This window comes from Paenirhizobium naphthalenivorans, from assembly GCF_007992095.1.
Classification (GTDB): domain Bacteria; phylum Pseudomonadota; class Alphaproteobacteria; order Rhizobiales; family Rhizobiaceae; genus Allorhizobium; species Allorhizobium naphthalenivorans.
The window spans coordinates 119,251-139,373 of record NZ_BJZP01000007.1; the positions used below are offsets into that span (position 1 = coordinate 119,251).

Annotated in this window: 19 protein-coding genes; 7 read left to right on the top strand and 12 right to left on the bottom strand. The window is 60.9% G+C overall.

Translation table 11 applies throughout. The annotated features are described in order from the left end of the window. Positions 1–64 precede the first annotated feature (64 nt). The 3 genes from RNA01_RS09400 to RNA01_RS09410 all read right to left on the bottom strand — a co-directional run bounded on the left by RNA01_RS09400 (position 65) and on the right by RNA01_RS09410 (position 4,297). On the bottom strand, positions 65–1,993 hold the full coding sequence (locus tag RNA01_RS09400; protein WP_170253406.1) for an O-linked N-acetylglucosamine transferase, SPINDLY family protein: 1,929 nt from the start codon (positions 1,991–1,993) through the stop codon (positions 65–67). A gap of 104 nt (positions 1,994–2,097) precedes the next feature. After that, positions 2,098–3,288 carry a GTP-binding protein gene (locus RNA01_RS09405; protein WP_147179749.1) on the bottom strand — a complete coding sequence of 397 codons (1,191 nt, stop codon included), beginning with the start codon at positions 3,286–3,288 and terminating at the stop codon, positions 2,098–2,100. A 91-nt stretch (positions 3,289–3,379) separates the two neighbouring features. Further along, positions 3,380–4,297 (bottom strand): zinc ABC transporter substrate-binding protein, encoded by a 918-nt coding sequence (locus RNA01_RS09410; protein WP_147179751.1) that lies wholly within the window; start codon positions 4,295–4,297, stop codon positions 3,380–3,382. 106 nt (positions 4,298–4,403) lie between these two features. Between RNA01_RS09410 and RNA01_RS09415 the strand changes: the two genes are divergently transcribed. From RNA01_RS09415 to RNA01_RS09425, 3 genes are read left to right on the top strand one after another with little or no spacing between them, the layout of a single operon-like run. Then, positions 4,404–5,471 carry an ATP-binding cassette domain-containing protein gene (locus tag RNA01_RS09415; RefSeq protein WP_147179752.1) on the top strand — a complete coding sequence of 356 codons (1,068 nt, stop codon included), beginning with the start codon at positions 4,404–4,406 and terminating at the stop codon, positions 5,469–5,471. Further along, entirely contained in the window at positions 5,464–6,279 is an 816-nt protein-coding gene (gene znuB / locus RNA01_RS09420; RefSeq protein ID WP_147179754.1) for a zinc ABC transporter permease subunit ZnuB, read from the top strand. Before RNA01_RS09415 ends, znuB begins: the two co-directional genes overlap by 8 nt. 1 nt (position 6,280) lies before the next feature. Beyond that, positions 6,281–6,676, top strand: coding sequence for a Fur family transcriptional regulator (locus RNA01_RS09425; protein WP_147179756.1), 396 nt, complete (start codon positions 6,281–6,283; stop codon positions 6,674–6,676). Between the two features lie 37 nt (positions 6,677–6,713). Here RNA01_RS09425 and RNA01_RS09430 read toward each other — a convergent pair whose 3' ends face one another. From RNA01_RS09430 to tyrS, 6 genes are all read right to left on the bottom strand, one after another. Further along, entirely contained in the window at positions 6,714–7,241 is a 528-nt protein-coding gene (locus RNA01_RS09430) for a gamma carbonic anhydrase family protein (RefSeq protein WP_147179758.1), read from the bottom strand. 19 nt (positions 7,242–7,260) lie between these two features. Then, a complete protein-coding gene (locus RNA01_RS09435) occupies positions 7,261–7,533 on the bottom strand; it encodes a hypothetical protein (protein ID WP_147179760.1) in 273 nt (90 codons plus the stop codon). A 46-nt stretch (positions 7,534–7,579) separates the two neighbouring features. Next, the gene (locus RNA01_RS09440) at positions 7,580–9,007 is read right to left on the bottom strand and encodes a D-alanyl-D-alanine carboxypeptidase (protein ID WP_147179981.1); all 1,428 of its coding nucleotides are present in this window, start codon (positions 9,005–9,007) and stop codon (positions 7,580–7,582) included. A 131-nt stretch (positions 9,008–9,138) separates the two neighbouring features. Then, a complete protein-coding gene (locus tag RNA01_RS09445) occupies positions 9,139–9,930 on the bottom strand; it encodes a hypothetical protein (RefSeq protein WP_147179762.1) in 792 nt (263 codons plus the stop codon). A 279-nt stretch (positions 9,931–10,209) separates the two neighbouring features. After that, complete coding sequence (locus tag RNA01_RS09450; protein WP_235916551.1) at positions 10,210–10,776, bottom strand: transglutaminase-like cysteine peptidase; 567 nt, start codon at positions 10,774–10,776, stop codon at positions 10,210–10,212. Positions 10,777–11,323: 547 nt separating this feature from the next. Next, positions 11,324–12,580, bottom strand: coding sequence for a tyrosine--tRNA ligase (gene tyrS, locus RNA01_RS09455; RefSeq protein WP_147179765.1), 1,257 nt, complete (start codon positions 12,578–12,580; stop codon positions 11,324–11,326). Between the two features lie 132 nt (positions 12,581–12,712). Between tyrS and RNA01_RS09460 the strand changes: the two genes are divergently transcribed. Next, complete coding sequence (locus RNA01_RS09460) at positions 12,713–13,834, top strand: anhydro-N-acetylmuramic acid kinase (RefSeq protein WP_210245752.1); 1,122 nt, start codon at positions 12,713–12,715, stop codon at positions 13,832–13,834. 20 nt (positions 13,835–13,854) lie between these two features. Here RNA01_RS09460 and RNA01_RS09465 read toward each other — a convergent pair whose 3' ends face one another. The 3 genes from RNA01_RS09465 to RNA01_RS09475 all read right to left on the bottom strand — a co-directional run bounded on the left by RNA01_RS09465 (position 13,855) and on the right by RNA01_RS09475 (position 16,294). Continuing rightward, positions 13,855–14,445 carry an alpha/beta family hydrolase gene (locus tag RNA01_RS09465; RefSeq protein ID WP_147179769.1) on the bottom strand — a complete coding sequence of 197 codons (591 nt, stop codon included), beginning with the start codon at positions 14,443–14,445 and terminating at the stop codon, positions 13,855–13,857. Between the two features lie 81 nt (positions 14,446–14,526). After that, positions 14,527–15,450: a patatin-like phospholipase family protein gene (locus RNA01_RS09470; RefSeq protein WP_147179771.1), complete on the bottom strand. Its 924-nt coding sequence runs from the start codon at positions 15,448–15,450 to the stop codon at positions 14,527–14,529. 166 nt (positions 15,451–15,616) lie between these two features. Further along, the gene (locus tag RNA01_RS09475; protein ID WP_147179773.1) at positions 15,617–16,294 is read right to left on the bottom strand and encodes an alpha/beta hydrolase; all 678 of its coding nucleotides are present in this window, start codon (positions 16,292–16,294) and stop codon (positions 15,617–15,619) included. A gap of 213 nt (positions 16,295–16,507) precedes the next feature. On the opposite strand from RNA01_RS09475, the gene RNA01_RS09480 reads away from it, so the two are divergent. From RNA01_RS09480 to sufC, 3 genes are all read left to right on the top strand, one after another. Then, a complete protein-coding gene (locus RNA01_RS09480; protein ID WP_147179775.1) occupies positions 16,508–17,674 on the top strand; it encodes a cysteine desulfurase family protein in 1,167 nt (388 codons plus the stop codon). Positions 17,675–17,819: 145 nt separating this feature from the next. Beyond that, positions 17,820–19,289 carry a Fe-S cluster assembly protein SufB gene (gene sufB, locus RNA01_RS09485; RefSeq protein WP_147179777.1) on the top strand — a complete coding sequence of 490 codons (1,470 nt, stop codon included), beginning with the start codon at positions 17,820–17,822 and terminating at the stop codon, positions 19,287–19,289. 74 nt (positions 19,290–19,363) lie between these two features. Further along, positions 19,364–20,119 carry a Fe-S cluster assembly ATPase SufC gene (sufC, locus tag RNA01_RS09490; protein WP_147179779.1) on the top strand — a complete coding sequence of 252 codons (756 nt, stop codon included), beginning with the start codon at positions 19,364–19,366 and terminating at the stop codon, positions 20,117–20,119. Positions 20,120–20,123 lie beyond the last annotated feature (4 nt).

Genomic DNA, 20,123 nt, shown 5'->3' on the forward strand with positions numbered 1-20,123 from the left:
ACTCCAGCAAAACCGGGCGGGCGGGTTAGCGTGCAGAGATACGCTAAACACGCCCGCTGCTTTATTACAGCGTTCTGAACGGTACTTCGCGCGGTGGAAGTCCTGGAACGTCGAAATGTTCAGGCGCCAGGCCAGCCTTTGCCCGCTCCACCATATGCGTATAGGCCTGTTCGAGGTGACGGCAGAAGCGCTCCGCGTCGAACAGTGGTGCGACGAAGCGATTGTCGGCAATCGCTTGTTTCAGGACCGCAACGTGGTTTCTGTCCGAAGCCAGCACTGTGCAAAGTCTGACGAAGTCGTCGTCATCGGCAGCCACCAGTTCCGGCAGGCCGATGGCGTTCAGCAGGCTTTCCGAAACGCGCGAGGCGAAGTTGCTGCCCTTTCGGGTAACGACCGGCAAACCCGCCCACAGCATGTCCGATGTCGTCGTGTGGCCGTTGTAGGGAAAGCTGTCGAGCCCGAGATCGGCGGCCGGAATCCGCGCCAAGTGGTTGCTGTAGGGCATCTTGGGCGCGAAAATGAACTGGTCCGAGCGTACGCCAGCGCGGCGCAGGAAGTCGGCCGTCGCGTTGCGTGCGTGGGTGCCGTCGACCATCAGCCAGAGCAGAGCCTGCGGATTGGCGACCAATACCTTGGCCCAAAGGGCGAGACCCTCCGGTGAATTCTTGCGCTGGCTGTTGAAGGCGGAGAAGACGAAGCGATCTGGTGGCAGACCATAGGCGCGCCGCTCGGAGGGGGTGGGGATTTGTCGCGTCCACGGATCGTTCGGCTGGTAGCTCTCCGGCATGCGGCAGAATTTCTCGTGGTAGTGTGGCTTGGACGTCTCCGGCAGGACGAAGCGGTCGCCGATCACGTAGTCGCAATCTATGCCGGCACCTGTTCCGGGAAAGCCGAGCCAGGCAACATGCACCGGCGCGACCGGTGCGTTCATCAGGCGGGAGCGTGAGCCCCCGGTATGCCCTTTGAGGTCGACGAGGATGTCGATGCCGTCGCGCTGGATCGCAGCCACCGCCTCGATGTCGTCCACGGCCTCGATCCGCGCGATCCGACCCCATTGCACCCGTGCAGCGTCATCCGCGCCGATGAAGCGCTCCGGTGTATGACAATAGAGGGTGATGTCGAAGTGGGCTCGGTCATGGGCGGCAAGCACGCTGCGCATCAGCCGCATCGTCGCATGGTCGGCCCAGAAATCGTTGGACAGATAACCGATGCGGATCTTTCCGCCCCAGGTGTGGGGTATGGCGCGACGGCGAGCGGGCGCATCAGCGGGGAAAGGGACAAGACCGGCGACATTGGCGGCCAGGCGGTTCTGCACCTCATCTGCGCACCACATCAGATTGTAATGTGGTGTCTCGGCGGCAAGCGCGCGCGTATCGCCCGCGGCGATCTCTGCGCGGAGCAGAGCTTCCTCGCGTAGCAGTATTGGGTAATCGCAGAATTCCCGGGCAAAGCCGATCAACGTCATGCGGATGAACGGATCGTCTGGGTGAAGCACCCGGAGCTTGGAAAACAGGACGAGGTTCTTCTCGTTGCGTAGATCTTCGCCGATCAATCGCACGGCAAGTTTCAGGTGTTCGGCATCATCACTGTCGACCAACTGATTCTTTACCGCGTCGACCAGAGCCTTGTTGCCGGTTTTCAGACCGATGGATGCGAGAATGAAAGCTGGGGCAGGGTCGGTTGGTTGATGACGGTGCAACTGCATGGCCAACGCCAGCGCCCTGTCGTCGCGGCCCGCGTCGAGATAGAGGCGCGCCGCCCGGGAGAGCAGCGGATAGGGTTCCGGCGGACGCCTGAGGCCGGCATGCTCGAAGGCCTCGGCGGCTTCGCCGATCATGTCGAGTTTCAGCAAGGCCTCGCCAAGCAATTGGGCGGCGCGGTGGTCGGCAGATTCCGGCATCAGCCTTGCCAACTGCTCGAGAACCTCGGAATAGCGTTCCGCCCGGAATGTGGCTTCGGCTTCCGCCAGCCGGTCGTCAAAGGACAAGTGCATGCTCCGCGCCATTGGCAACAATCGGCCTGATGCTAGCGCGCGGAACTTGTGCCGGGCTAAATGGGCAAGGCCAGCCGGCAGTGCGGGCGGGCCTTGCCGGAAGGTCATTGCCAGGGCGCAAACGTGTCCTTCAGTCCGGACCATGCGGCCGGCGCGAAGCTGGCGGCCGGTACGAGGCAGGCGTCGAGCGCAGTCGAGATCGAGGACTCGTCCATCGGATCGGCGCCGATGAAGACGATCTCCTGACGCCGGTCACCCCAGATAGGGTCGAGATAGGGCTCCATGACCTTAAGGAAACCGGGATCGTCGGGCCAGCGTTGGCGCGGTACGGCCGACCACCAGCGGCCCATGCGGCCGGTACGGACGATGGCGCCCGCCTGGCTGAGCTCGCCCACGTAGTCGGGCCGGGTCGCCAGCCAGAAGAACCCCTTGGCGCGGATGACACCCGGCCAGGCGCGATTGATATAGGCCTGGAATTTCACCGGGTCGAAGGGCTGTCGGGCCCGATAGACGAAGGAGCGAATGCCATATTCCTCGGTTTCGGGCACATGGTCGTTGAAACCGTTGAGTTCCTTGAACCAGAGTGGATGGGTTTCGGCTTTCTCGATGTCGAACAGGCCGGTACCGAGAACGTCGCGCGGCGCAATCTGCCCGAAATCCGCCTCGATCAGCCGGGCGTCGGGATTGAGGCCGCTGATGATCTTCAACGCCGCGTCGCGCTGCTCCGGCGTCGCGATGCCGATCTTGTTGAGGACGATCACGTCGGCGAATTCGATCTGCTCGACTAAAAGGTCGACCAGCGTCCGGTTGTCGCCCGCTCCGGCCGTCTCGCCGCGATCTGAGAGGAAATCGACGGAGGAATAGTCGGCCAGCAGATTGGCGGCGTCGACCACCGTCACCATGGTATCGAGGCGGGCAATGTCCGAGAGACTGAAACCATCCTCGTCGCGGAAGTCGAAGGTTGTGGCGATCGGCAGCGGTTCGGCAATCCCGGTTGCTTCGATCAGCAGATAGTCGAAACGGTTTTGCGCCGCGAGATCGCGTACGCCTTTCAGCAGGTCGTCACGCAGTGTGCAGCAGATACAGCCATTGCTCATCTCGACCAGTTGTTCGTCGGTGCGCGAAAGGGCCGCCTCGCCACCGCGCACCAACGCTGCGTCGATGTTGACCTCGCTCATGTCATTGACGATGACCGCGACCTTGAGCCCGCTGCGGTTGGAGAGCACGTGGTTGAGAAGCGTAGTCTTTCCGGCTCCGAGAAAACCGGAAAGCACGGTGACGGGAAGCTTGTCCATCGAACAAACCTTTCTACGTTTGTAATACTATAACATCCAAGGGGCTGAAAAAGGCGGACCGTTAAGTCCGCCTTCAGGAAATCTCAATATCTCACTTAGACAGGCAATCGCTGAGCGAGGTGGCGAGGTTGCGGATCAGTTCCGGATAGAGTTCGGGGCCGTCCTTGAGTGCCGCGCCCAGCGGATCGAGTACACCGGTCTTCGTCTGGGTGCCTTCAATGACCACCTTGATCAGCTTCGATTCGAATTCCGGTTCGGCGAAGATGCAGGTCGCACCGAGTTTTTCGATCTTGGCATGGATTTCGGAGATCCGTTCCGCTCCCGGCATGGCTTCCGGTTCGACCACGACCGAACCCGCGACCGCCACCCCGTAGCGATGCTCGAAATACTGATAGGCATCGTGGAAGACGACAAAAGGTTTGTCTTTCACCGGCGCGAGCTTGGCCACGATCTCCTTGTCGAGAGCATCGAGAGACTTGATCAGCACAGCCCCGTTCTCCTGATAGTGCATAGCATTTTCGGGATCGGCGGCGACCAGCACGCGCTCGATTTCGCCGACCATCGCCTTGGCGTTCATCGGGTTGAGCCAGATATGCGGGTCAATACCGCCGGGCGTATCCTGGTCGCCGTCATCATCGGCCTCGAACGGTCCTCCAACGCGAAATTTCAACGTTTCCACGCCCGGCGCCTTGTCGAGTTCGGTGATCGTCGCTTTGCCGGCAAGTGCTTCAAGCGGCTTCGCGAGGAAAACCTCGAGCCCGGGCCCGGTCCAGAACACGACATCTGCCTGCTGTAGCGCCTTGGCGTTGGAGGGCTTCAGGCTGTAGGTGTGGGGGGAGGCGGCGCCCTCGACGATCAGCGACGGCTCGCCGACGCCCTGCATAACCGCTGCGACAAGCGAATGGATGGGCTTGATCGAAACGACGACCTGCGGCGCGGCAAGCGCCAGCGTCGGCAAAAGGAAAAGGGCGGCGGTCGAGGCGGCGAGGCCGAGTCGGGAAAGCGTCATGGATATTTTCTCCGTCTTGTTTGTGTAATGTAATACTATTACATTAATTGCGTAATGCTATAACGTGTGCCATAGCATCATGCAACAGCAAATTTCCGGCGCGGACATGACCTCACTGAAATCCAATTCCGAAACTCCGCTCGTCACGCTGGCCGATGCCGGTGTCAGGCGCAATGGCCGCTGGCTTGTTCGCGGCGTCGACTTCTCCGTCAGTCGCGGCGAGATTGTCACCCTGATCGGTCCTAACGGCTCGGGAAAATCAACGAGTGCCAAGATGGCGATCGGCGTGCTTTCACCTGACGAGGGCAGGGTGGAGCGCAAGCCCGGCTTGCGCGTCGCCTACGTGCCGCAGAAACTGAGCGTCGACTGGACCATGCCGCTTACCGTCAAGCGGTTGATGACGCTCACCGTGCGGTTGAATGACGAGGAGATCGTCGCGGCCCTCGATGCAGTCGGCATCTCCCATCTGGCCGGCGCCGAGGTTCAGCATCTGTCCGGCGGCGAGTTCCAGCGTGCGCTGCTCGCCCGCGCCATCGCCCGCAAGCCCGATCTGCTTGTGCTCGACGAGCCGGTGCAGGGGGTCGACTTCGCCGGCGAAATTGCCCTCTATGACCTCATCACGTCGATCCGAAATTCCACCGGTTGCGGTATCCTGCTGATTTCGCACGATCTCCATGTGGTCATGGCCGAAACGGACACGGTTATCTGCCTCAACGGCCATGTTTGCTGCCGCGGCACACCCGATGCCGTCAGCCAGAGCCCTGAATATATGCGTCTGTTCGGCGCGGCTGCCGGACGCACGCTTGCCGTCTACAGCCATCACCACGACCATACCCATCTGCCAGATGGCCGCGTGCGCCACGAGGATGGTACCATTACCGAGCATTGTCACGTCGGTGACGGGCACCACCATGAGGACGACCATGCTGGCCATGCGCATAGCGACCATGGCCATGGCGCTGAGGGCCATTCCCTTGATCTTGCGGGCGATCCCGCGGGCCGCCATAGTCATGAGCCCGATGGAGCGCACGCCCACGCCACCGATGCAGATGGCAATCACGCCCATGAACACGGTACCCTTGATCATGCGCATCAGCATTCCGTAGGAGGGCAGGTACAAACCGATGGCCTGCCAAAGAGCGCCACGCCCGCGAAGGAGGCTTCCGATGTTTGATGATTTTTTCCTGCGGGCTATCTTCGCCGGCGTCGGTCTGGCCCTCACCACCGGACCGCTCGGCTGCTTCGTCATTTGGCGTCGCATGGCTTATTTCGGCGACACCATGGCTCATTCGGCCCTGCTCGGCGTCGCGCTCTCGCTGCTTTTCTCCCTGAACCTGATGGTCAGCGTTTTCCTTGTCGCCGCATGTGTCTCGTTGCTTCTGCTTCTCCTGCAAAAACGACAGGCGCTCTCGGCCGATGCGCTGCTCGGCATTCTCAGCCATTCGACGCTGGCGATCGGCCTTGTGCTGGTCGCCTTCATGTCCTGGGTGCGGATCGATCTGATCGCCTTCCTGTTCGGCGACATCCTTGCGGTGACAACGACCGACATCGCCATCATCTGGGGCGGTGGGGTTGTTGTGCTCGCGCTGATCGCCTGGCTGTGGCGACCGCTGCTCGCTGCCACAGTCAATGCCGAGCTTGCCGAGGCCGAGGGCCTTCACCCCGAGCGTGCGCGGCTCGCCTTCATGCTGTTGATGGCGCTTGTCATCGCCATCGCCATGAAGATCGTCGGCATCATGCTGATCACGTCCCTGCTAATCATCCCGGCCGCCGCGGCCCGGCGCTTTTCCACAACGCCTGAGGTCATGGCGGTTCTTGCCTCGCTGATCGGCGCCGTGGCGGTCGTGCTCGGCCTGTTCGGATCGCTCACCTATGACACACCGTCCGGCCCTTCGATCGTCGTCGCGGCCCTGATCCTGTTCCTGTTCAGTCTCTTGCCGGCACCGCGTCTCCGGCGGGATGAAAACTCCTCACGAGGTTGACATGACCCAACCGCACCTGACCAAGAACCAGTCGCTGGTGTTCGAGGCGCTGTCGGCGTCGAATGCGCCGCTCTCAGCCTACGGCATCCTTGATGTTCTGCGTGACAAGGGTTTTCGGGCTCCGCTCCAGGTCTATCGCGCGCTCGACAAGTTGGTCGAGTTCGGTCTGGTGCATCGGCTGGAAAGCATCAATTCCTTCGTCGCCTGCGCCCATCCGCAGAGCGATTGCTGCGCCCATGGCACGGTAGCATTCGCCATCTGCCACAAATGTGGTCATGTCGAGGAGTTTCATGACCACGCCATCGACCATCGGCTAGCCGATTGGGCGAGGACCAGGCGTTTCAAGGCCGAGAAGACGACGATCGAGATCCGTGGGCTCTGCGCCAACTGCGCGTGAGGCTTCTCTGCCGGATCGCCCTGAGATAGCGTCGTCGTCAGATCTTCCTGAGGTCGCGGGCAAACCGCTGCCAGTTGCGGACATAGTTCTCCGCGGAGAGCCGCAGACCGGCTGTCGCGGCCTCATCGAGGCTACGGACCACGCGGGCGGGCGAGCCGACGATCAGCGAATTGTCGGGAAATTCCTTGTTTTCGGTCACCAGCGCATTGGCGCCAACCAGGCAGTTTCTACCGATCTTGGCGCCGTTCAGGATCGTCGCGCCCATGCCGATCAGCGAGTTGTCACCGATCGTGCAGCCATGGATGATCGCGTGATGACCGATGGTGCAACCCGTGCCGATCACAACCGGAAAGCGCGGATCAGTATGCACCATCGCGCCTTCCTGGATATTCGTGCGTTCGCCGATTATGATCGGCTCATTGTCGCCACGCAACACCGCACCAAACCACACACCGACATCCACACCGATCTCGACCTGCCCGATGACATGGGCGTCCGGCGCGATCCAATATTGGTCATCGGCCGGAACCTTCGGAGCAAAATTGCCAAGAGAGTAGAGCGGCATGGCGGGTCCTCGGAATGGATCAGCGCAAGCGCAGCATGACCGGGAAGCGGCCGCCGTGCGAAGACACATGGAGGTGGATATTGGCGTCCGGCTGAGAATACCGCCAGGCGCGCGCACCATGGCACAACAGCAGGCCGATCAGATCCTTTGTGCGCGAACCACGCTTGCGATTGAGGCCGAGGTCGGCGATCCGATAGGCCGCTTCGTGCAGCGGATGCAGCCCATAGGCGCCGTCCTTGCCGCTGTTGTCCTGGGTCGGAGCCAGTTCGAAGTGTTTCTCGTTCGATGTCATTGCAATTACCTCGTACGCATTACAAATTTCGAGGTGGGAGATGGGCTTACTGGGCGGACGCCCAGCAGCCGATGCCTTTCTTCTTCAGCGCCTTGCACGCGTTGACGGCCGTTTTCTGGTCGTCAAAGCCGCCGAATCGAGCGCGGTAGACTTTTGCCGAGCCGGCATTGTAGGCGACGGTAAAGGGGGTGGCGGAACGCAATACCTTGCCGCCTTTGTCCTGCGCCTGGCGCAGAAGACCCATGGCCTGCTGGCGATCTGGCGAGGTGCCGATCTGCACCACCCAACCGGAAGTCGGCTGGGTCGAAGCCGTTGTGGTTTCGTCGATGTCAGCCGATGCCGATGCCACCTCTTTTGCCGGAGCGGACACAGTCGCAGCCTCGGCCTGACGATCGGGCATGTAGGCCGGTGCCGGCTGCGGGACCGGAATTTCGGCCGCAAGCGGACGCGAAGCCGTAATCCGAGCAGAATCGATGGCGGCGGCGGCCGCATTGTCGTTGGCCGGTGCTGCATAGGCAACAGGTGCTATGTCATAGCGGGTTTCCGGTAGTGGGCCGCTTGACGGCAGGTTCGGCGCCGAGAGTGCGACTTCCGGTGCCTCCTCTGCGGCGGACGCAATGGCCGGAGCGACGGAAGTGTTCATCTTTGCGATCAGGTCGCCGCTGCCGCCACGCGATGCCTTCGGCAGGTAGGCCTGCACGAGCTTGGTCATCCGGGCATTGCGGTTGCCGCCCGAGGGCGCGCCCATGACGACGCCGACGATCGACCGTCCGTCGGCCTGGGCGGACGTAACCAGATTGAAACCGGCCGCACGGGTATAGCCGGTCTTGATGCCGTCGACGCCGCGCACGGCGCCGAGCAGCCGATTGTGGTTGCCGATCACTTGGTTGCCGAACTTGAAGCTGCGGGTCGAGAAGTAGCCGTAATACTGCGGGAAATGCTGGCGCAGGGCGATTCCAAGGCGCGCCTGATCGCGCGCGGTCGTCATCTGCGCGGTATTCGGCAGGCCGTTGGCATTGCGATAGGTGGTCTTGGTCATGCCGAGGCTCCTGGCCTTCGACGTCATCATCTGGGCAAAGCGCGCTTCCGATCCGCCGAGGAATTCACCAAGTGCCGTGGCGACGTCATTGGCAGAGCGGGTCACGAGCGAGAGGATCGCCTGTTCGACGGTCACCGAACGGCCGGCGCCGACGCCAAGCTTGGAGGGCGGTTCAGATGCCGCATGGGCGGAGATCGGCACCTTGCTATTCAGGCTGATCCTACCGGATTCGAGCGCCTCAAAGGTCAGGTAAAGTGTCATCATCTTGGTAAGCGACGCCGGATAGCGCAGGCTGTCGGCGTTCTCGCTGTAAAGGACCTTGCCGGTTTTGGCGTCGACCACGATACCGCCATAGGTCGGCGCGGCCGTGGCTGCCGAGGCGTTCATTCCCAGGGCAGCCAACAGAACCAGCGCAGCACAGGCGAACTGGCGCATTGGTGAGGCTAGGTTAAGGCGTCGGAATGTAATGTTCACCGCGAGACTCTTCACATGCTGTAATTTCGGATCGGGCGCACCCCCACGCGACCACTGTGAACAAGAGTAGGGAAACAGCCTTACCAAGTGGTTTATAATGAATTATTCCTTGCTGTATTTGCGCGCTTTTGAGGCGTCCGCGACGCCGGTCCTGTGACGATCTGGCTGCCGACATAGGTCTCTACCGCGGTGTCAATTTTCTCCCAGTCGGCAAGGAGCGTGCTGGAGAAGCGGTAAAGCACGGTCAGGTCGCGACCGAGGTGGATGTCGCGCTGGCAGTCGTTGCTGCTTGCGGCGCTATCGTGCGTCGGTAGAAGGCAGCGAACCGCATAATCCGGTTTGCCTGGCCGTTTTGCCGTTAGCAGGACTTCATCGTCATAGCCGGTACCGTGGCGGAATCGGTGAAGCGCCAGTCCGTGCGGGCCGCTTTCCGTCGCGCCTTCGAAAAGGTGAGCGTAGATTGGTTCGACACGGCCCGACATGTCGCGCGACATGGTGCTCTGTGACAACTGCAAAAAAACGAGCGTTCCGGCAATCGACACATCATCGAAGCGGCGGCGGTTCTCCCGTGTGTAACCAGTCATCTCCGGCCAGAGCAGGGCAAGATCGACGCGTTCCGATGTTCCGCTCTGGCGTTGTTCCTCGAAGCGGATCGTGTTGGCGGCGAGGCGCAAGCGGTCGATGCCGATCGTGATGTCGAGCGCGTCATGGCTGTCACTATGGTCAGCCAGTGCCCATTGCTCGCCTATGCGCTTTCCGAACAGGCTTATTCCGAGCGAGAGTAGGGCAAGCGTCGCGATGACCGCCGTGAGTGCCGCGAGGAAGCGATTGGAGATTAGGGGGGCATCGCGCACCGGTTCTGTCACGGCATCTGTCCTATGCATTCATTCTCGCCTACGCCAGCATGGATGCGCTCGTCGGTCACGCCTGCGGCCGAGCCGGGCGAATCCGACCCTGGTGGCGACAGTCCGTGATTATGGTAAACGGGCGGTTAATGCTGTGGGCGCAATAGGCAGGCGCCAAGCTTCGAGGCGCTTGGGACAAAAAAGAGCCGGTCCCGGTTGAGGCGGGACCGGCTCGTTGGCTCCGGTCGGGGACGGGGTGTGCGGGGGGGCGGACCGGGCCAAGGGCACAGCGGCGGCCGCGATTGTGCGGCAGCCCTGTTAGTTTGTCTGGACGCTACCGACCGCAGTTGCGCGGCCGTCCTGAAGCTTCACCCAGCGGCCCGGATCGTCGGCCGACTGGCGCTTGAGGTAAGTATACTCGGTCTCAGACCACAGCATGACCTTGTTGCGCATGTTGTCGAGGATGAAGTCGCCGTGGTCGGTGCGAACTGTCAGGACTGCATGGCCTTCGCCACTTGGTTGCAGGACGACGGTGATCAGCAGGTCTGATGCGGAGAAGCCGCGATCGATCAGCATTTTACGCTTCAATAGGGCGAAGTCTTCGCAGTCGCCGACGGTCCGGGGATAGGCCCAGCGTTCCTCTACGCCATAAATGTCCTGGTCGGTCAGTGGCGTGATCGAGCTGTTGACGGTGTAGTTCACGTCGAGCAGGCTTTTCCAGCTGTCCTGGGTCAGGACCGCCGGTCCAGTGTCACCGCCGGTTGGGACGCATTCATCGTGATAGGTCTTGCAGAATTCATAGTGGCCGATCGGCGGATTGGCCTTGCCCACGATGCGCATGCTGGCCGGCACCGCCGCCGCCGGAAGCGCCAGTGCGCCGCTCATTGCGATGGTCAAGAGTCCAATACCCAGAGTTCTTTTTATTGTCATTGGTCGTCTCCCCGTGTTGAGGAGACAATGGCACGGATGTTTTGATTGCTTGCAAAATAGCGAAGTAAAAACAGAGGTTAAGTTTAGTCAAAACGGCATAAAACAAGAATAAAACAAGTATAAAATTCGATTTGTGTTTTATTTTGATTTGAATAGAAATTAGATCGAATTTTAACAAATCGATGCGAACTTTCCGTCCGAAATCGCATTTAAATTCACGATAAGTTATTGATGTAGAACGGGTAAATTGAATTTACCTCGGTAGGTTGCAGGATGAGTCCCGGCAGTCCGCATTGCAGGGTGCTGTCACGCGGCGCCAATCGGCAGCATTGCGAAACACCGGCAGGCGGCGCGATTGCTCTGCCCTGCCGCCGGATCGGGCCGGAAGGGGCGAGAATCTTTTTGGGGAAGATGCGATTTTTTCTGCGTCGGCAGACCTGTGCCTTGGCCTGTCAAGGCCGTCGGCGGAGGCCGGGCGCAACGACGCCCGGCGCCATGAATATCAGAGTGCGCGCACCAGGATGTGCTTCTTCTTGCCGAGTGACAGCTTGACGACGCCGTCGCCGGTCATTTCGCCCGTGCCGATCGTCATGCGCTCGTCGTTGACCGCGGCATCATTGATCTTCACCGCTCCGCCCTGGACATGGCGGCGCGCCTCGCCGTTTGAACTGGCAAGACCGGCGCGGACGATCAGCGACAGAAGGCCGATTCCTGCCTCAAGTTCGGCAGCGGGAAGCTCGATCGTTGGCAGGTTCTCGGAAAGCCCGCCCTCCTCGAAGGTCTTACGGGCCGTCTCCGCGGCAAGGTCCGCGGCTTCGCGCCCGTGAAGGATAGCGGTCACCTCGGTTGCGAGGATCTTCTTCACTTCGTTGATCTCGGAGCCACCAAGGTTCGCAAGGCGGCCGATCTCTTCCATCGGCAACGTCGTATAGAGTTTGAGGAAGCGCGGAACGTCGGCGTCCTCGGTATTGCGCCAGTACTGCCAGAAGTCATAGGCCGAGAGCATTTCGGCGTTCAGCCAGACGGCACCCGTTGCCGACTTGCCCATCTTGGCGCCTGAAGATGTGGTCAGGAGCGGCGATGTCAGCGCGTAGAGTTGCTGCGTGCCCATGCGATGGCCAAGGTCGATGCCGTTGATGATGTTGCCCCACTGGTCAGAGCCCCCCATCTGCAGACGGCAGTCGTAACGCTTGGCAAGTTCGACGAAGTCGTAGGCCTGCAGGATCATGTAGTTGAATTCGAGGAAGGACAGCGACTGCTCGCGATCAAGACGCGTCTTGACGCTGTCGAAGGACAGCATGCGGTTGACCGAGAAATGCCGGCCGACGTCACGCAGGAATTCGAGATAATTGAGTGAACGCAGCCATTCGGCATTGTTGATCATCAGGGCTCCGTCTTTCGGCCCCTTCTCGTAGTTCAGGTAGTTGGCGAAGACGCGCTTGATCGAGGCGATATTGTCTTCGATTTTGTCGACGGTCATCAACTGGCGCGCCTCCTCCTTGAACGAGGGGTCGCCGACCATGCCGGTGCCGCCACCCATCAGCGAGATCGGCCGGTGACCGGTCGCCTGGAACCAATGCAGCATCATGATCTGAATCAGCGAGCCGGCATGCAGCGACGGCGCCGTTGGGTCAAAGCCGATATAAGCGGTCACAGTTTCCTTGGCGAGCAGGTCGTCGAGGCCGCTTTCATCGGAAATCTGATGAATGAAGCCGCGCTCTTGCATGGTACGGAGGAAATCGGACTTGAACTTCGTCATGACCTTCAGGCTTTCTGGAGAATATCGCTAACGGGAATTTGCCGGCGGCTTTAGCATTCTTTTTTGAAATGTGCACCCGTTTCAGCCATGAATAACGCTGATGACATTCATTCGAAGCGACGGAGAGAGATTGTGGGAGGCAGGATGCGGGCGATCGGCCTGATGAGCGGCACGTCTATGGACGGCATCGATGTCGCCATGCTGACGACTGACGGCGAAACGCTTGTCGAGCGGGGCCCCTTTCTCTCTGTGCCCTATGAGCCGGCATTCCGCGACAAGCTGAAGAAGGGGCTGGCCGACGCGCAGGCGATCACCGAGCGATCGCAGCGTCCGGCTTCGCTTGCCGCACTGGAGCGGGAGCTGACGCTTCGTCATGCGGAGGCGGTCAAGGTGTTCCTTGAGGCACATGGCCTGGGGCCGGGCGACATCGACGTCATCGGTTTCCATGGCCAGACGGTTATGCACCGGCCCGACCAGGCGCTGACCGTGCAGATCGGCGATGGCGCACTGCTTGCCCGGGAGACCGGCATCGACGTGGTTTATGATATGCGGGCCAACGACATGATCCACGGCGGGCAGGGTGCGCCACTCGTGCCAGCCTATCATGCAGCGCTTGCGGCCTCCCTTGAAGCGGCCGCCTGGCCGGTTTGCTTCGTCAATATCGGCGGCATTTCCAATCTCACCTACATCGACGCCGAGGGCCGGATCCTCGCCTTCGACAGCGGGCCGGGCAATGCGCTGATCGACCAGTGGGTGGAGGTCAATGCCGGTGTGCCCTTCGATCAGGGTGGCGTGATCGCGTCGGAAGGATCCATGCTGGTGCCGCTCGCCGAGCGCTATCTCGACCATCCCTTCTTCACCGCCGATCAGCGCCGGTCCCTCGACCGCAATGATTTTCGCCCGCCCGCCTTGGATGAGGCGGGGCTGCACGATGGCGCGCGCACGCTGGCCTATGTCACCGCGGCGGCCATTCAGCGTTCCGCCGGCCATCTGCCGCATCCACCTCAAACCTACATCGTCGGCGGTGGCGGGCGGCTCAATCGCACCATCATGGCCGATCTGGCCGACATCGCCGCCCGCCACGGCGCGACCGTCCTGAAGGCGGAAGAGGCCGGTTTTGACGGAGACGCCATGGAGGCGGAGGCCTGGGCCTATCTCGCCGTACGCTCGCTCAAGCGCCTTCCGTTGACCTTTCCGGGGACGACAGGTGTCAGCAGGCCGGTAAGCGGTGGTCTCCTCTGCCGGGCGCCATGATCTTCATGGCTCCGTCGGCGTCAGAGGTTGCGCAGGAAGTGCGCGATCCGTCCGGCGACGGCATCCCACTGGTTCTCGTCCAACCGGAATTCGTGATCGGTGTCGACCGGCATGATCGTGACATTGGCGGAGGCGGGATAGGTTCCGGCTTGCTCGAAGCTTCCATAGGCATCCGATCTCCCTTGAAGGATCAGCGTCGGCACGGCGATATGACGGAGATGTTCGTAACGGATGGGCTCTGGTTCACGGTTCGGGTGTTTGAATGGATAGCCCAGACAGACGACCGCGCAAACCGGATGTTCGCAAGCAAAGAGCGTCGCCACGCGCGAACCGGAGGATCTGCCGACAAGGACGTTTGGCCATGCCGGAGAAATATCCGGCAGTTCGCGTCGCAAGATGTCTAGCCGTTCAGGGATTTTCATCGTGAACTGGCCCGCGCCATGCCGTTCATTGAGGGCGGTCTGGCTTCGCCAAACGCCGAACAACGACGGCAGCCTGGCCTCGATGGCTGCTTCGATGTGCAGATCGGCCGGAAAGGAGTCCCCGGCGAGATAGATGGCTTTGCCCCTTTTGAGAAGGCGCGCGGCGCTGCGCCTTTTGAAGGGCCTCATGATCGGATTGAAAACGTTCCACATTGTCCAGGCAGACGAAAATGAGAAAAGGGAATAGAGTCTTTAGTCACCGTTCAAAAGCTAGAATCTGCGCTTGCCATCCTGCGCCGCACAAGATGCCATGTTCAATGGCCGTTGACGAGCTGACGAGAGTAGGAAGGGCAGCCTTCCGGCGAACACCTCGCCGTCTCGCAGGCCCGTTTCGAAGGCGTGGCGCAAGCCGGCCTCGTCGCTGATCGCGAACTTGTTGACCGTGATGTCCTCGCTGGGGCCGACCACGGTTCGCCCCGCCGATGCTGGCGGTAGCCGACCGTGGCGGGTGGTGAGCAGCAGCGTCTTGCCACCGGCCGTTTCCGTTTCCGTGAGTTTCAGCGTCGGTGGATTGTCGACCAGTCCACCATCGAGCTGAGCACGGCCCGAGATACGCCCGATTGGCATGAACGGTGGGACTGACGAGGTTGCCATCAGCGCGTCGACGAGTTCGGCGGGCGTCGCCAGGTCATGGGTAGAAACCCAGGCGGGTGTCAGGCCGAGATAGCGGCCGGCCTTGGAATGAGCGCCGTCGGTCAGGCGCTTCTCGATCTGATAAGCGGCGATCGAGCCAAGCGCCGCAAGCCCGCCGGGCATCCATCTAGGCGGCGTCGAAAGCTGGATCAGCATCGGCGGGGCTGCCTTGATCGCCCTCAGTTCCTCTTCGCCAAACTGTTGGGTGAGAAACTCTCTGAAGAGGTTGCCGACCACGAGCGGCGAGCGCCCTTGCCGTAGCGCCGACCAGTTGATGTCGGGTACGTTACGTTTGGCAAAGGAAAAGGCCGCACTCCGTACCCGACTTCCGACTCCGGCCAGGATCATCGCGCAGTGATAGGCGCCGGCCGAGACCGTTACGTAATAGGACGGGCTTTGCGGGAGGCGCGCGTTGAGCGCCTCAAAGAAGCCACTCTGCCAGTAGCAACGGTTGCCGCCACCGGCAAAGCCGATCGCATTGAAGGAAAATGTTTCGGGCATCGTGCGCGGACTGACGGGTTGTTAAGCCTTGCAACTGTTCAAGTCAGAACAATCTAGTCTCCTTTGTCAATGTCCGCTATCGCGCTGTCGGTCTGGATTGGTCTTAGCGCAAACAAAAACGCCGACCTAAAGGCCGGCGTCTCGATCTCGATTGTGGTGGTCTTGCTCAGCGGATCCGCTTGGCCGCCGGTTCTGGTACCAATTCGCCTTCCAGCCGGCGGTCGAGATAGTCCTCGCACTCGGCCATCAGCGTCTCGGTATGGCTGGAGAAGAAGTGGTTTGCGCCCGGTATCGTCTTCTGTGTGATCAGAATGCCCTTCTGCGTCTTTAGCTTGTCGACCAGCCCCTGGACATCCTTTTCCGGGGCAACCTTGTCGGCGTCGCCATGGATGATCAGGCCGGACGACGGGCAGGGGGCGAGGAAGGAGAAGTCATAGGTGTTGGGCTGCGGTGCAATCGAGATGAATCCCTCGATTTCCGGACGGCGCATCAAAAGCTGCATACCGATCCAGGCGCCGAAGTTGTAGCCGGCAACCCAGCAGCTCTTCGAATCGGGATGCAGGCTCTGCACCCAGTCGAGCGCCGATGCCGCGTCCGAAAGCTCGCCGGCGCCATGGTCGAACTCGCCCTGGCTGCGACCGATGCCGCGGAAATTGAAACGCAGCGTCGTGAACCCGCGCTTCTGGAACATATAGAAGAGCTGGTAGACGATCTGATTGTTCATCGTGCCGCCGAACTGCGGATGCGGATGCAGGATGATCGCGATCGGCGCGCTTTTCTCCTTGGACGGCTGGTACCGTCCCTCGAGGCGGCCCGCCGGGCCGTTGAAAATCACTTCAGGCATTGAGACTCCGGTCCGTGCAAAATTTTCTGGTTCCTGGACAAGCATTGCTGCCAGTTGACTTGACGAAGGCAGTCAACATTCATAAAACCCAGTTTAGAACTGTTCGAAACTGGATCGGCTGTCCATCCAAGGTCGAACGTGTCATAGGACAAGCACGACGGAAATTTCAAGGAAAATGCGCTTGCTGGTTGCCAGTGGCGCTGTGCGAGCGAAATGGTCAAGAAGCGCATCTATCTCGATTGGAACGCCACTGCACCCCTTTTGGGGTCGGTGCGCGACGCCATGCTGGATGCCTTGACGCTCGTTGGCAATCCGTCCTCGGTTCATGCGGAGGGGCGTGCCGCCCGAGGGTTGATCGAGGCCGCGCGACGCGATGTGGCGCTGTTGGTCGGCGTATCCCCGGCGAATGTCGTGTTCACCGCCACTGCCACCGAGGCGGCCAATCTCGTGTTGTCGCCGGTCTACCGAATGGGCAAGGCGCAGCTTTCTATCGGTCATCTTTATGTCTCTGCGATCGAACATCCCGCCGTCCGTCAAGGCGGTCGCTTTGCCGCCGATCAGGTGAGCGAGATCCAGGTCACCGAAGCCGGGCTTGTTGATCTGGAGGCGCTCGAACGGTTGCTCGGCGCGCACGACGCGACGACCGGCCTGCCGCTTGTGGCGGTGATGGCGGTCAACAATGAGACCGGCGTGATCCAGCCGATTCGTGACGTCGCGACGATTGTCCATGCGCATGGCGGCCTGCTCGTCGTCGACGCGGTGCAGGCGGCGGGGCGCATGACGCTTGCCGTCGAGGAGAACAGAGCCGACTTTTTGCTCCTCTCAGCTCACAAGATCGGCGGGCCGAAAGGGGCTGGTGCTCTGGTCGCGCGTGGCGAGACCCTGATGCCCGCGCCGTTGATCCGTGGGGGAGGCCAGGAGAAGGGGCATCGGGGCGGCACCGAGAACGTCGCGGCGATTGCTGGTTTCGGCGCCGCTGCGGCCTTTGCCCGGCAAGGGCTTGAGGAGCGCAATGCGGCAATCGGCGTCTTGCGTGATCGTCTTGAAGCGGGCATGCGACAGGCGGCTGGTGACCTCGTTGTGCATGGCGCGGACGTGGTGCGCGTTGCCAATACGAGTTTCTTCACCCTGCCGGGACTGAAGGCGGAAACCGGCCAGATCGCTTTTGATCTGGAAGGGGTAGCGCTCTCCGCCGGTGCTGCCTGTTCGTCGGGTAAGGTTGGTGCGAGCCATGTGCTCACTGCCATGGGGCAGGACGCCAAGACGGGGGCCTTGCGCATGTCGCTCGGACCGTCGACGACGGTCGAGGAGATCGACCGGGTGGTCGAGATATTCGCACGGATTGCGGCGCGCCGGAAACTCTCCGGCGAGGCCGCATGAAAGGCCGGGAAAAATTGGCAAAATCCATTTTTTCCCTTGCCGCGAGGATGAAAAACACGCCTCTGGCACTTATATAAGGGAGGGTTTGCGCCCTCAACGTTGACAAGCTGCCGGACCTTGGACCCGGCGAGATTGGAGAACGAGAATGGCTGCGGTGCAGGAAACAATCGATCAGGTCCGCCAGATCGATGTCGACCAGTACAAATACGGTTTCGAGACGATGATCGAGGTCGACAAGGCTCCTAAGGGGCTGTCGGAGGACATCATCCGCTTCATTTCCGCAAAAAAGGACGAGCCGGAGTGGATGCTCCAGTGGCGGCTTGCCGCTTACCAGCGCTGGCTCACCATGGAGGAGCCGACCTGGGCACGCGTCGATTATCCGAAGATCGACTTCAACGACATCTATTATTACGCCGCGCCGAAGAGCACTGCGGGCCCGACCTCGATCGATGACGTCGATCCAGAACTGTTGAAGGTCTATGAAAAGCTCGGCATTCCGCTGCGCGAACAGGAACTTCTGGCCGGCGTGCAGACCTCCAAGATCGCCGTGGACGCGGTGTTCGATTCGGTTTCTGTCGTCACCACCTTCAAGGAGGAGCTGAAGAAGGCCGGCGTGATCTTCATGTCGATCTCAGAGGCAATCCGCGAACATCCGGAACTGGTGCAGAAATACCTTGGCTCGGTCGTGCCGGTCACGGACAATTACTATGCGACGCTCAATTGCGCCGTCTTCACTGACGGTTCCTTCGTCTACGTGCCGAAGGGCGTGCGTTGCCCGATGGAACTGTCGACCTATTTCCGCATCAACGAGAAGAACACCGGCCAGTTCGAGCGCACACTGATCGTCGCCGAGGAAGGCGCTTACGTGTCCTACCTCGAGGGTTGCACGGCGCCACAGCGTGACGAAAACCAGCTGCATGCGGCCGTGGTCGAGCTCGTCGCGCTCGATGATGCCGAGATCAAGTATTCGACCGTCCAGAACTGGTATCCGGGCGATAAGGACGGCAAGGGCGGCATCTACAATTTTGTCACCAAGCGGGGCGACTGCCGCGGCGACCGCTCGAAGATCTCCTGGACTCAGGTTGAGACCGGTTCGGCGATCACTTGGAAATATCCGTCCTGCATCCTACGCGGCGACGACAGTCGTGGCGAGTTCTACTCGATTGCCGTGTCGAACGGCCATCAGCAGATCGACAGCGGCACCAAGATGATCCACCTCGGCAAGAATACGTCAAGCCGCATCATCTCCAAGGGCATCTCGGCTGGCGTATCGCAGAACACCTATCGCGGCCAGGTGTCGATGCACCGCAAGGCATCAAACGCCCGCAATTTCACCAATTGCGACAGCTTGCTGATCGGCGACAAGTGCGGTGCCCACACGGTGCCCTACATCGAGGTGAAGAACTCGACCGGCAAGGTCGAACATGAGGCGACGACCTCGAAGATCTCCGAGGACCAGAAGTTCTACGCGATGCAGCGTGGCATTCCCGAAGAGGAAGCCATCGCCCTGATCGTCAACGGCTTCGTTCGCGATGTCATCCAGGAGTTGCCAATGGAATTCGCCGTCGAGGCACAGAAGCTGATCAACATCAGCCTCGAGGGCTCGGTCGGCTGATCGGTCGCCGACCTCGGCATAACCCGTTTCTAAGCGCTTTGCGCCTCTGTTTATTCGTCCGGAAGGATTTGACCATGCTTGAAATCAAGAATCTGCACGCCCGCATCGCCGAAGACGGCACCGAGATCATCCGCGGCTTGAATCTGACGGTACAGCCGGGCGAGATCTGCGCCATCATGGGACCGAACGGCTCGGGCAAGTCGACGTTGTCCTACATCCTGTCAGGCCGCGATGACTATGAGGTGACCGAAGGCGACATCCTCTACAACGGCGAGAGTATTCTCGATCTCAATCCGGCCGAGCGCGCCGCCAAGGGCATTTTCCTGGCCTTCCAGTATCCGGTCGAAATCCCCGGTGTCGCCACCATGCAGTTCCTCAAGGTCGCGATGAACGAGCAGCGCAAGGCCCGCGGCGAAGCCGAGCTGACGACCCCGGAATTCATCCGGCGCGTCAAGGACGCCTCGGCCAAGCTGCAGATCAACCCGGACATGCTCAAGCGCCCGCTGAACGTCGGCTTCTCCGGTGGCGAGAAGAAGCGTGCCGAGATCCTGCAGATGGCATTGCTTGAGCCCAAGCTCTGCGTTCTCGACGAAACCGACAGCGGCCTCGACATCGATGCGTTGAAGATCGTCGCCGACGGCGTCAATGCGCTGAAGTCGCCGGATCGCGCAGTGATCGTCATCACCCACTATCAGCGCCTGCTCGACTATATCGTCCCGGACACCGTCCACGTCCTCTACAAGGGCCAGATCGTCAAGACCGGCGACAAGAGCCTGGCGCTGGAGCTGGAAGCCAATGGCTATGCCGACATCATCGGGGAAGCGGCCTGATCGG